Annotated in this window: 9 protein-coding genes and 1 pseudogene; 3 read left to right on the forward strand and 7 right to left on the reverse strand. The window is 66.4% G+C overall.

Annotated features, from left to right (window positions below; genetic code table 11):
- Positions 1-8 precede the first annotated feature (8 nt).
- From ACW7GZ_RS04750 to ACW7GZ_RS04760, 3 genes are all read right to left on the reverse strand, one after another.
- Complete coding sequence (locus tag ACW7GZ_RS04750; protein WP_457008134.1) at positions 9-3,056, reverse strand: TonB-dependent receptor; 3,048 nt, start codon at positions 3,054-3,056, stop codon at positions 9-11.
- Positions 3,057-3,119: 63 nt separating this feature from the next.
- Positions 3,120-4,160 carry a LacI family DNA-binding transcriptional regulator gene (locus ACW7GZ_RS04755; RefSeq protein ID WP_457008136.1) on the reverse strand — a complete coding sequence of 347 codons (1,041 nt, stop codon included), beginning with the start codon at positions 4,158-4,160 and terminating at the stop codon, positions 3,120-3,122.
- A 135-nt stretch (positions 4,161-4,295) separates the two neighbouring features.
- Positions 4,296-4,595 (reverse strand): YciI family protein, encoded by a 300-nt coding sequence (locus ACW7GZ_RS04760; protein WP_457008138.1) that lies wholly within the window; start codon positions 4,593-4,595, stop codon positions 4,296-4,298.
- Between the two features lie 426 nt (positions 4,596-5,021).
- On the opposite strand from ACW7GZ_RS04760, the gene ACW7GZ_RS04765 reads away from it, so the two are divergent.
- From ACW7GZ_RS04765 to ACW7GZ_RS04775, 3 genes and pseudogenes are all read left to right on the forward strand, one after another.
- Positions 5,022-5,876 carry a segregation and condensation protein A gene (locus tag ACW7GZ_RS04765; RefSeq protein WP_457003657.1) on the forward strand — a complete coding sequence of 285 codons (855 nt, stop codon included), beginning with the start codon at positions 5,022-5,024 and terminating at the stop codon, positions 5,874-5,876.
- A 27-nt stretch (positions 5,877-5,903) separates the two neighbouring features.
- Positions 5,904-6,644, forward strand: a pseudogene (gene scpB / locus ACW7GZ_RS04770) (SMC-Scp complex subunit ScpB); the annotation flags it as partial.
- Positions 6,645-6,682: 38 nt separating this feature from the next.
- Positions 6,683-8,230, forward strand: coding sequence for a pseudouridine synthase (locus tag ACW7GZ_RS04775; protein ID WP_457008140.1), 1,548 nt, complete (start codon positions 6,683-6,685; stop codon positions 8,228-8,230).
- 6 nt (positions 8,231-8,236) lie between these two features.
- On the opposite strand, the gene ACW7GZ_RS04780 is transcribed toward ACW7GZ_RS04775, so the two are convergent.
- From ACW7GZ_RS04780 to ACW7GZ_RS04795, 4 genes are all read right to left on the reverse strand, one after another.
- Positions 8,237-9,034, reverse strand: a complete 798-nt coding sequence (locus tag ACW7GZ_RS04780; protein WP_457008142.1) for an amidohydrolase — start codon at positions 9,032-9,034, stop codon at positions 8,237-8,239.
- Positions 9,035-9,316: 282 nt separating this feature from the next.
- Positions 9,317-9,550, reverse strand: a complete 234-nt coding sequence (locus ACW7GZ_RS04785; protein ID WP_457008144.1) for a hypothetical protein — start codon at positions 9,548-9,550, stop codon at positions 9,317-9,319.
- A gap of 43 nt (positions 9,551-9,593) precedes the next feature.
- Positions 9,594-9,923 carry a hypothetical protein gene (locus ACW7GZ_RS04790; RefSeq protein ID WP_457008146.1) on the reverse strand — a complete coding sequence of 110 codons (330 nt, stop codon included), beginning with the start codon at positions 9,921-9,923 and terminating at the stop codon, positions 9,594-9,596.
- A gap of 1 nt (position 9,924) precedes the next feature.
- Positions 9,925-12,312, reverse strand: coding sequence for an RHS repeat domain-containing protein (locus ACW7GZ_RS04795; protein WP_457008148.1), 2,388 nt, complete (start codon positions 12,310-12,312; stop codon positions 9,925-9,927).
- Positions 12,313-12,324: the final 12 nt, after the last annotated feature.

Genomic DNA, 12,324 nt, shown 5'->3' on the forward strand with positions numbered 1-12,324 from the left:
ATTGGCTCCTACCAGTCGAAGCCAAGGGACAGCTTGAACATCCTCGGCGGCCACACGGTGCCGTTGCCGCTGCGCCGACCGAATTCCGGGTTCGGATTCCCCGGGTCGCCGCGGCTCGTGTTGTAGTCGAGGTAGTTCTGCCAGTTGAACACGTTGATGAAGTCGCCACGGACACGGAACCTGATGTCGGTCCCGGTCTCCCACACCTTCTGTATGGCGACATCGAACTGCTTGAAGCCGATCGAACCATCCGGGATGAACTCGTCGAAGTAGCAGTTGCCGGGAGCGTCGACGTTGTAGCAGTTGACCGAATCCTTTGGCGACGGGCTCGCCAACGTCAGCTTGCTGGAGAAGGTGACTCCGGCCCACTCCGCGATGCCGGTCGCGACCAGGCGGTGCCTGGGCACGCCGACCGCCGTCAGGAACCGCTGGCCGTCCAGGCCGGGACCATCGAAAAGGTAGTGCTCGTCCCCATTGGCCGTATTGAAGCGGTTCTCCTTCGCGTCGCTGTAGGTGTACGCAACGGTCACGCCCCAGGGCGAATCACGGCTGAATGGTTTGTCGAGCGAGAACAGCAGCGAGTTCAACTTCGTCTCGATGCCGTTGTCGGCGATGACCAGCGTGCCGTAGCCCGGGATCGGCTGGCCCCAGGGCTGGCCGCCCCAGGTCGCATCCGGATTGGCGGGGTCGCGGAAGCTGCCGTCCGGCCAGCGGTTGCCCAGGGTGAACAGGATGCCCTCGTAGCTGCGCACATGGGACAACGTGGTCGACGTGTTCCAGTCATGGCCGCCCAGCGTGAAGCTGTTGCGGATGCCGACGCTGAGCTGGTCCGAGTACGGCGTCTCCAGATCGTTGTTGATCAGGTTGACCTCGGCGCCCAGGTTGGGACTGTCCGCGACCAAGGCGTAGAGGTTCTGGATATCGTAGTAGGACGGATCCCATTCCAGGCAGGTCGGTCCGGCTGCCGAGCAGTCATGGTCCGGGGTATTGAAGAAATAGGTGTAGCCGGGAAAGGTGTTCTTGGTCTGTTCCAGCGCGAGGTAGTCGAACAGAGTGCGGTCATAGGACCGCCCGACACCGCCGAACAGCACGTGGCGCTGGTCGGCAAAGAGGTCATACGAGAATCCCAGCCGCGGCGCCCAGTTGTCCTTGTCCGGCTTCCGGTTGCGGCCGTTGCTGATGTAATCCTCGATGTCGTAATCCACGTTCGGGCCCTGCAGATTGGGCCATGCCCTGAGCGCGGCCGCAAGATCCGCGGGAGTGACGAAGTCCTCGAACGCCGGCGTTTCCTCGTAGTCGTAGCGGAGGCCCATGTTGAGTATCAGCTTGTCGTTCACCTGCCAGTCGTCCTGCAGGTAGATGCCGAACTGCCTGTTGTTCGACCTCACCGCGCGGTCCTCGCCGCCAAGTGGCGCGCCAAATTCCACTTGCCAGGGCACGAACGCATCGACACTGGTGCGTCCCGCCTCCAGGTTTTCGTAGTAGTCCATCCGGTACTGGGCGTTGTAGGGCAGCTGCTCCAGTGATTCGACATCCACCGACTTCAGCTTGATGCCTGCCTTGAGCGTGTGCGCCTCGAATCCGGTGAACGTGAAATCGTTCTGCAGCGAATAGCCCTTCTGTCCCTTGTTCTGGTAATCGCGGCCGCCCCCAAGGTTGAGGATGGTGCTGCCGTCCTCGTTGACCAGTGTGTTGCGGATGTCCAGGCCCGGGCCGATGGTGATCGGGCGCGGACTCCAGAAATCATCCTCGGACGTCAGGTGGAAATCGTTGATCCAGCTGTCACCGGTCCACTGCCAGCGCAAGTCGATGCGGGTGCTGTCGTTGGTCTTGCTGGTGCCGTACGAAGGTGTGTTCGGGCCGTCGCCGATCCCCTGCAGCTCCTCTTCGTCGCGGCGCCTGACCGACAGGTCGACCATGTGGTCGTCGTTGACGTACCAGGTGAGCTTGCCGAAGTACATGTCCTGCTGGAACGGGGCGGTGTACGACCCGAGGTTGGCCGCGAGCTCCGGCGTCAGGTGCGCGGGATTGAACGCCGTGTCCCCGATGCGCACGTCGCGCGGGCGATCGATTTCCTTGGCTTCGTAGGTGACGAAGAAGAACAGCCGGTCCTGGATGATCGGACCGCTGAACGCGACGCCGTACTGCTCCTCGCTCGAGGGAACCTTCGCGCCGTCCGCCTCCTCGCGCAGGGTCTTCGAGCGCCAGGTGTCGGAGGTGTAGTCCCGGAAGAAGCTGCCTTCGAACTCGTTGCCGCCCGAGCGCGTCACCGCGGTGATGGCGGCGCTGCTGATCTGGTCGTACTCGGCCTTGTAGTTCGAGGTGATGACCTTGTACTCGCCGATCGCAAGCTGCGGGAACGGGTTGCCGCTGGTGGAATCCTGGCCGCTGACACCGCCCTTCAGCACATAGTTTTTCTGGCCCACGCCGTCGATGAAGACGTTGATGCCATTCGAACTCTGGGATCCGCCGCGCAACTTGCTGGAGCCATCGGAGCCGGTTTCGAAAATCATGCCCGGCACGGTGTCGGCAAAGGCGAGGAAGTTGCGCGACGCCTGGGGGAGCGCCTCGATCTGCCGCTGCGAGACGTAGGTCGCGACTTCGGAGGTGCGCGTTTCAATCATGGGCGGGGCGGTGACGACGACGGTGTCGAACTCCGTCGCCTCGCCGGAGGGGGCGGCTTCGGCCAGGCCACCGGCGCGCAGGTCCAGCGTCGCTGTCTGGCCAATGCGCAGGGACACTTCCTGGCTGCTGGCCTCGCCACCGGCGACCACGTCGACCCGGTACGTGCCCGGCGGCAGGCCGGCCAGGCTGTAGCTGCCGTTGCTGGCCTGCACGCTGCGCGTCAGGCCCGTCGCGGTACTGGTGGCCGTCACCGTGGCTTCGGTCGCGGGAGCCGAATCGACCAGGACCTGGCCGCGCAGCGTGGCGCCGGTCGATTGGGCCATGGCCGGCGCGGACAGCAACATCGCGGCCGCAAGCGCGCAGCACAGCAGGCTGCGCCTCGGTGAAAGGACCGGGTGTCGGCTCCGCGGATGGTTGTGGTTCGATTTCATGCGTGTCCCCTCCCAGGGCGGTCTCACGATGGGCGGCCGGGGATCGCGGCCGTCTCCGGATGTTCAGGAACTGTCACGGGCAGCGGTGTGAATACGCGTGGTGCCGGTGGACGCGCGCACTACGAGGCTGGGCGAGAGCGCTGCCGGTGGCGGTGCCGCAGCCGTGGCCGCGGAACCCGCCTGCAGACGCCCGATCAGCGTCTCCAGCGCCCTGCCCCCAAGTTCGGCGATGTCCACCCGCATCGTGGTGAGCGCGGGCTGGACATGGCGTGCCAACGGGATATCGTCGAAGCCTGCAAGCGCAATGTCAGCAGGCACCTCCACCCCGGCATCGACGAGTCCGCGCATGCAGCCGACCGCCATTGCGTCATTGGCTGCGAACACGGCGTCGGGACGGCAGCCTCCGGCGAGCAGTTGGCCGGAAGCACGGAGCCCGGACGCCTCACTGAAGTCCCCTGCCAGCACGTGGGGCGTGCTGCCGGGAAGGCTGGCGGCCAGCTCCTCCTCGTAGCCGCGCCGGCGTTCGCGGGCATCATGGTTGTCCGCGGGGCCGGAAACGAAGGCGATCCGGCGACGGCCGCCGGCAACCAGGTGCCGGACCATGGTGCGCGCGCCGCCATAGCCGTCCACGCCCACGCCCGGCCGCGTGCCTCCGGGGTCTACGGTGTTGATCAACACGGCGGGCAGCGCCGGCGTGAGGTGACCGGCCAGGAATCGCGAGCCTTCGTCGGTCGGCGCCATCACCAGCACGCCGTCGACGCGGCCACGCATCGCCTGCAGCGCCGCGCCCTGCTCCGTCGGGTCGCCATGGTCGCTGGATACCAGCAGGTGCAGGCCGTTGGCGCGCGCCACCTGGCCAATGCCGCGGATCAGCTCGGAGAAGAACTCCCCGTGCAGGTCGGGAAGCACCACGCCCACGGTGTGCGTGCGCCGGCTGCTGAGGGCACGCGCGGCCTGGTGCGGGGCATAGTCGAGCTCTCGCGCCACCCGGAGCACGCGCTCGCGCACCGCCGCGGCAACGTTGCCGTGGCCATTGATGGCGCGCGACACGGTGGCCACCGACACCCCGGATTCGCGCGCGACGTCCTTGATCGTGACCGCCATCGATCCTCACTCTTTCCTGGACGGGATCAAATGTAAACGTTTACATCCGCTCGCCGCAAAGGCCGCGCATGCTGCGCCACGGCAGTTTTCCAATCCGGCCGCCCGCGCAGCGAACCGTGCGCACGCGGCCGTTGTTCAGGGCAGCACGCGCCGGAACGGGCGCACTTCGACGCTTTCGTAGACCCCGGCGGCGACATAGGGATCGGCATCGGCCCAGGCCCGGGCCTCCTCGAGCGACTCGAAGCCCGCGATCACGATGCTGCCGCTGAAGCCGGCGGGACCCGGATCTTCGGAATCGATCGCCGGGCACGGGCCGGCCACGAGCAGGCGGCCTTCGTCACGCAGCGCGTGCAGGCGCGCAAGGTGCGCTTCGCGCGCGGTGGCGCGCCTGTCCAGCACGCCGGGACCGTCACGCCCTTCGATCGCATACCACATCAATCCGGCTCCACTCGCGGCAATGGCCGCCATCCTAGCCGCAACCGGCGATGAAGCCACGGCATCGGCGGGCTGGACAATCGATATTCCCTGCCCGTACCCTGAGCCGCGGTTCCGGATGCCGGAACGCAGGGGCGGTGCGGTCCCTGCCCGTCCTGCCCCCACCGGCCCGCCCACGACTTCACTGCCACCACGCGCCGCCACGGCCCTGCCGTCGCGCCCGGGCGGAGTGGTCGGGCTGCACTACCCGCGGCTTTCGCTGCACAGACGTATTCCGCGGTTCCATATCGGGGCCGGGTGCGTGACGTCCCACAGTTCCAGTGGCCCGGAGGGGGCCGCGACCCGATGACCCAAGCCGGTTCAGACACCGCCGCCATATCCGCGCCCGACGCCCCCGCGTCCGGGAGCCGACCGCTGCAGCAGGAAATGCCGCTGGCGATGGTGCATGGCCAGCCAGTGCTGCAGGTGCCGCAGGACCTGTACATCCCGCCGGACGCGCTCGAGGTCATCCTCGAAGCCTTCGAGGGCCCGCTCGACCTGCTGCTGTACCTGATTCGCCGCCAGAACCTCGAGATCCTCGACATCCCGGTGGCCGAGATCACCCGCCAGTACGTCGCCTACATCGACGTGATGCAGGAGCTGCGATTCGAACTGGCCGCCGAATACCTGGTCATGGCCGCGATCCTGGCCGAGATCAAGTCGCGGATGCTGCTGCCGCGGCCTCCGGCGGATGAAGGCCTGGAGGACGACCCGCGCGCGGACCTGGTCCGCCGGCTGCAGGAATACGAGCGCTTCAAGCAGGCGGCCGAGGACATCGACACCCTTCCCCGCCTGGACCGGGACACCAGCGTTGCCAGCGCCCACGTCCCCGAGCGCGCCGAAGTGCGGCTACCGCCAGCGGTGGACCTGCGCGAGATGCTGATGGCCCTGCACGACGTGCTCAAGCGCGCCGAGCTGTTCACCGGCCACGCCATCAAGCGCGAGGCGCTGAGCGTCCGCCAGCGCATGGGCGAGCTGCTCGCCCGCCTGGAGGACGGGGCCTTCCACCGTTTCGAGCAACTGTTCGAAGCGCGCGAAGGCCGGCTGGGCGTGGTGGTCACCTTCCTGTCGATCCTCGAGCTCGCCAAGGAGCAGTTGCTCGAGGTGGTGCAGGAGGAAGCCCTCGGGCCGATCTACGTCAAATCGCTGGCCCTGGTCCGCGAGGACGACCGGCCGCTGGAGTTCTCCAGCGAGTTCGACGACGACGGCATCGCCGCGAACAATGACGACGCGGCACGCTGACACGCCGCATTCCGCAACAGGACGCACATGGATCCACAACTGATCAAACGCATCGTCGAGGCCGCGCTGCTGGCCAGCAGCCAGCCACTCACCGTGGTGCAGCTCAACGGCCTGTTCCCGCTGGACGAGCCCGCACCGGATGGTGGCGTGGCACAGGCGCTCGAGGCGCTGCGGGAAGAGTCCGCGATGCGCGGCGTGGAACTGGTCGAGGTCGCTTCGGGTTGGCGCTACCAGGTGCAGGCCGACGTCCACGCCTGGGTCGCGCGGCTGTGGACCGAGCGCCAGGTGAAATACACCCGCGCCACGCTCGAGACCCTGGCGCTGATCGCCTACCGCCAGCCGATCACCCGCGGCGAGATCGAACAGGTCCGCGGCGTGGCCACCAACAGCAATATCATCAAGGCGCTGGAAGAGCGCGAATGGATCCGCGTGGTCGGCCACCGCGACATGCCGGGCCGGCCCGAGCTCCTCGGCACCACCAAGGGCTTCCTCGACTACTTCGGCCTCAAGCGCCTGGACGAACTGCCGCCGCTGTCGGAGCTGAAGGATTTCGGCGAACTCGAGCCGCAGCTCCGCTTCGAGCCGCAAGCAAACGACGAAGACGGCGCGATGCCGGTCGGCGACATCAACGCGGGGCACGATGGTGCCGGCGCGGAAGCAACGAAAGAACAAGAAGCAGAAACACCAACCGAACCAGACGCAGACGCCGTGGACCCCACCGAATCTGCATCCTCCCTGCCGCAAGACGCGGCGCAACAAGAAGATGCCCTCGCCGTTGACGGCGACAGCATCGGAGTGGAACAGGAATGACCGAAGACAAGACGGGCGGCCGCAAGCTGTCGCTCAAGCGCACCACCGACACGGCCACCGGAGCCGAAGCCCCCCGCATGGAGGAGCGCCTGCACAAGGTGCTCGCACAGGCGGGCCTGGGCTCGCGCCGCGCGCTGGAACAGCGAATCGCCGAGGGCCTGGTCAAGGTCAATGGCGAGGTTGCCCAAGTCGGCATGAGCATCGGCGGCGGTGACCGCGTCGACCTCGACGGCCGCAGCTTCGTTGCCAGCGCGCTGACCGAGCCGGCGCGCGTGCTGCTCTACAACAAGCCCGAGGGCGAAGTCACCACGCGTGAGGATCCCGAGGGCCGGCCCACGATCTTCGATTCGCTGCCCGCGCTGAAGGGCGCGCGCTGGATCGCGATCGGCCGCTTGGACATCAACACCACCGGCCTGCTGCTGCTCACCACCGACGGCGAGCTGGCCAACGCGATGATGCATCCCTCGTTCGAGATCGAGCGCGAGTACGTCTGCCGTGTGCGTGCGCCCGAAGGCCAGGAGACCGTGCCGGAAAGCAGCGTCGACCAGCTGCGGCGCGGCGTCGCGCTGGAGGACGGCCCGGCGAAGTTCGATGACATCAAGCGCATCGGCGGCACCGACTCCAACGAGTGGTTCCAGGTGCTGCTGAAGGAAGGCCGCAACCGCGAAGTGCGCCGCCTGTGGGAATCGCAGGGCTGCCAGGTCAGCCGCCTCAAGCGCGTCCGCTACGGACCTGTCGAGCTGCCGCAGCCGCTGCTGCGCGGGCAGTCGCAGGAGCTGGTGGATGACAAGGTCCAGGCCCTGCGCAGCAAGCTCGGACTCGAGGACGGCGCACCGGCCGCACTGACCCTGCTGCCGGTGATCGGCCAGCGCCGGGCGGCCAAGTCCACCGTCCAAGTGGGTGGCGAGCACCGCAGCCAGGGCTATGTCGGCGGCCACAGCACGGCCGACGAAGGCCGCGAGCTGCGGCGTTTCGACAACGTGCGCGAGGACCGCGGCCGTCGTGGCGGCGGACCGCGCAAGCCATCCGGCGGCCTCACGGTCACGGGCGAGGCAGCCGCGCGACAGTCGAACAATCCGCTCAAGCAGCGCAAGGACAAGCGCGCCCTGCCCGAGGGCAACCCGGCCGCGTTCCGCAGCTGGTACGTGCCCGATGGCGTCGACACCGGCCCGACCGGGCACCGCAACGCCGGTCCGGGCGCAGGCAAGCCTGCCGGCCGCAAGCCGGCCGGCGGCGGACGCCCGGGTGGCGCGGGCAGACCAGCACGCGCGGGGAATCCCTATGGCAAGGCACCGTCGTTCCCCTCCGATCACGCAACGCCAGGCGCCGGCCCTCGTGGCCCGGGCGCAGGTCGCGCTGGACGTCCCGGCGGGGCTGCCGGTGCGGGCAGGCCTGGCGGCCCTGGCAGGCCCGGTGGCGGCAAGCCGGGCGCTGGACGGCCGGCGGGTGGACGCCCGGGCGGCGGTCGCCCCGCAGGCGCGGGTCCTGGCGGCAATCGCGGCCCCCGCGGCGGCGGCGGTGGCGGCGGGCGACGCGGCGCCTGAGAAAGGTCAGCCGGTCGCGAGGCTGAAGGCGTCGCCGTCAAGCAGCGCCGGGAAGTGTTCGCGATGGGCAGCCAGCGTGTCGGCAAGGAGGGTCGTGGTCACCACGACCTCCTCGTCCGCGCATTCGCTGAGCGGCGCGCCTAGGAAGTCGATTACCGCGCTGTCGCCGCTGTAGGCCAGGCCGTTGCCGTCACGCCCCACGCGGTTCAGGCCGGCCACGTAGCACAGGTTCTCGATCGCGCGCGCGCGCAGCAGCGTCTTCCAGGCATAGGCGCGCGCCGCCGGCCAGTTCGCCACGTACAGCTGCAGGTCGAACGCGGGCCGACCCTCGGCATCCAGCGTGTTGCGCGCAAACACCGGAAAGCGCAGGTCGTAGCAGACCAGCGGATTGATCCTCCAGCCTCTGAGTTCAACCACCAGGCGTTCGCGACCCGCGGCATAGCGCTCGTGTTCGCGCGCGTAGGTGAAGAGGTGGCGCTTGTCGTAATGCTGCAGCCCGCCGTCGGGCGTGGCCCAGAGCATGCGGTTGTAGACGCTGTCGCCGTCGCGCAGCTGCACGCTTCCCGACACCACCGCGCCCAGCGCCTGAGCCTGGTCGCGCATCCACTGCACGGTCGGCCCGTCCATGCCTTCGGCCTGGTCGATGGCGTCGTTGCTGAAGCCGCTGGTGAAGGTTTCCGGCAGCAGCACCAGGTCGGTGATGCCGCGCAGCGATGCGATCAGGCCGCCGTAATAGTCGCGATTGCCGGCGGGGTCGTGCCAGAGCGTTTCGCCCTGGACCAGGGAAATGCGCAGGTTGTCCATGGCCCGATCTTAAGCGTTTCGTCACGTCCAATCTCCTTCTGCCTGGGGACTGGACTCCAGATCGGCGTGCTACTCAAAACTGGGGACGTCGTCGGCCGCGCTGCTGTAGCAGAGGTCACAGGCGAAACCGCGGGCAGCGCCTATATCAATAGACACGAAATATAGCATCGGAATTATGGAAACGAACACGGTCAATCTTGCAACTGTCATCATGGGGTGCAAACTTGGCACAGTCGATTCTCCAATATAGCCCCAAGCAGATACTCCTACCTCCAACAGGTGCTATTCGAAAATTCCGCATTTCGTGAGTAGGTTTTGATTACAGGCCCACCGCCAGGGGGCGGGTTCGAACATGCAGCTGTCGATATAGTGTTCGATATTCGAGTTCTCGCAGGACGTCCCGAGACCGGTGATTTCCACCACCTGGACAACCTCGCCGGCGCCGTTGCGGAAGGTGTTGGTGAAGTTGTTGCGCGCATCGCGCGTGCCGGTGGTGAGGTTGTGGTAGGCGGTCAAGGAAACCTTCACTCCTGCGCCGCAGATTCTCATGAGAAATAAATCACGGCGTCCACACGCAGATCTTCTCGTCCCCCTCGAATCGCCACGCCACGATCACATTCGTTGTTGAATCGACCTCGTAGAAGACCAAACACTTCGCATCGCGAATCTGTGAGACCACTTTCAGCAACTCGAACTCGACGTTTCCATTCGGCAATGATCGCTTTGCAACGATGTCCTCGGGGTAACGAGCTATCGACGTGGAAGGATCATCCGCACGCTTACCAACCTGTCCTCCGTAATTGTGCTTGAAGTTCTCATGTGGCCACTCCGCCCAACTCGCGCATCCGGAAATGAGCAGGGCCACCAGTAGTGCAGACAGCCTCTTCATCTCAGTCACCTCCCAGCATCGCACCAAGATAGGCATAGCTGCGGCGGCCATCTCGGTCGTGGCTGCTTGATATGGCGATGCCCAGAATTTGCTGATAGCTCAGCGGTTGGAATACCTGCCCCAAAAGCGCGCCGTAGCTGCCCCCCGCAGCCGGGAGCATCGTCCCAAAGTTGGTGATCGAGTTGAAACTCATCCCACCGAGTTCGGGCCCCCGCAACCAGTAGTCATGCGTACGTGCCAGCGAGTTCATACCGGGAATCCGGTTCATGGCCCTGCTCAACGGACCACCTTGGGCAAAGAAGTCCTTCACACCGCCATCCATGTCCCTGTTCAGGCCAATTACAAGCATTGATCGGTCTGCCTCGCGCTGTTGTCCAGTCATTCGATCAAGCTCGTATGATGCCTGCCCCTCTCTGATTTCCCCGGGACGCAAGGTCGCACGACCACCAACGTTTTCCTGGTAATACGACGCTGCCGCGACCATGAGCGCAGCCGTTGCCGCGCCGTTGGCAAACTTCCCGCCCGTCAGCTCTGAGACAGTGCCGCCCACGATTGCAGCCGTAGTGGCCCGAAGCGCTCCGTTATCGATTTTGTTCAGCCCCGGCCCTGCCGCAGCCACCACGCCCGCCGACAGGAACCCGTGCCCGAACTTGCCGCCCTGCAGGTCGGCCAAGACACCGCCGGCTACACCGGAGGCGGTGACATTCCCCCAACTGAACCCACCGCCGAAGTGTCCAGCGATCCCGCCAAAGATCAATCCGCTGAACGCGCCTTGGACCCCACCTTTGAATGTGCCCGTCGCAATAGCACCGCCCGCAAATCCTGCGATACCTCCTGCAATCGCCCCAATAGCTACTGCATTCGTCGCTAGTGATGTTCCCGCCAGCCATGCAGTGGCCCACCCGGTTGCGGCCCCGTATGTCACCACCGACGCCACAATCGCAACCAGTGGTCGCCATATCTTTTTCCAACTGAACAGCCCCGTCGGATCCGTATACGCCAACGGATTGTTGAACACATACGTATACGCATTCCACCCCTGGGATCCCATCGGCGCCTGGACGACAGGATCCGGCTGCAGGAACCGCCCCAGCGTCGGGTCGTAGATCCGCCCGTTCATGTGGATCACGTCGAACCCGTCCACGTGCTCGTGCCCGGTGAACCCCCGCGGCGTCAGCGCCGGCGAGTTGTCCACCGGCTGCTGCGGGTTGCCGGTGTTCCTTCGCGTGCCATTGGGCATGTAGTCCAGCGCATGCACCACGGTGCCCAGGGAGTCGGTCGCCTTCACCAGGCTCCCCAGCTGATCGTGGAACAGGAACCGGTTTTCGTTGCCCCCGTTCACCACCAACTGCAGCAGGCTGCCACCGATCATCCGACGCATCGTGGTCTGCGCGCCCTGGGTCACCACCTCCACGTTGCCCAGGTACAGCGTCCGCTTCCCGCCCAGGTCTTCGCGCTTGTAGCGCTGGCCGTCGGGGCCGTACCAGAACCGTGCACGCTGGCTCGGTGCCGCGGCGCTGCCCAGGCTGATCTCGTAGGGCCGGTCGTCGGCGGAGTAGCGGATGCGACGGTCCTTGGCCGTTCCCGCGACGTCGCGCAGGGTGTGGTTGCCGCGGTTGTCGTAGTGGTAGCTGCCGGCCAGCGGGCCGCTGTAGACCTGGCTGACCTGGTGGGCGCCGATATCACCGGCGCCGCCATCACCGTTGGGCGTTTCGGCACCGCAACCGGCGCGGCCCACATAGCCGAATGCCACCCCATAGCCGGCATCGTCGGACAACCGCGCGCACGTGTTCCCCAAACGGTCGTACTGGGCCCAGTGCGTCAACTGTTCTGCCCCGCCGGCGACCGAGGCATATCCGTGCGAGAGTCGATTGAGCCAGTCGTACTGGAAGCTCTCGATGTAGCGGGTGTCCTTCTGCCGCGTATGCAGGTTGCCGGCCTTGTCCCAGGCATATCCTTCGTCCACCAGGTCGCAGGCGCCACCTGAGCCGGGCTTGTCCTCGCAGATTCGCTCCAGGCGGCCAGTCAGGGCGTTGTAGGTGCGCGTCACCGGCAGTTGGCCGGTCCAACTGCGGATCTCGCGCGTGACGTTGCCCCAGGCGTCGGCCTCCTCCGTCGTCAGCCACGGTGTGGCGCAGGCCGGATCGGCGTCTACGGCGCTGCTGTAGCAAAGGCCACGGGCGAAGCCGCGGGTGTCGTACGTCGTCTTGCTCCACTGGCCCGTCGCATCGCGCACGCGGGCGGCGCGGCCGAGCGCATCGTAGATGATCTCGCCCGGGTAGCTCACTCCATCGATCAGGGTGGTCGTGGATTTCGGACGCCCGAGCACGTCATACGTGTGACTGCGGCTGAAGGCATGCGCCACGCCCGACAGGCCCTGCCAGCCCATCGTAGGTGCCTG

Source organism: Luteimonas sp. A537 (genome assembly GCF_054052065.1).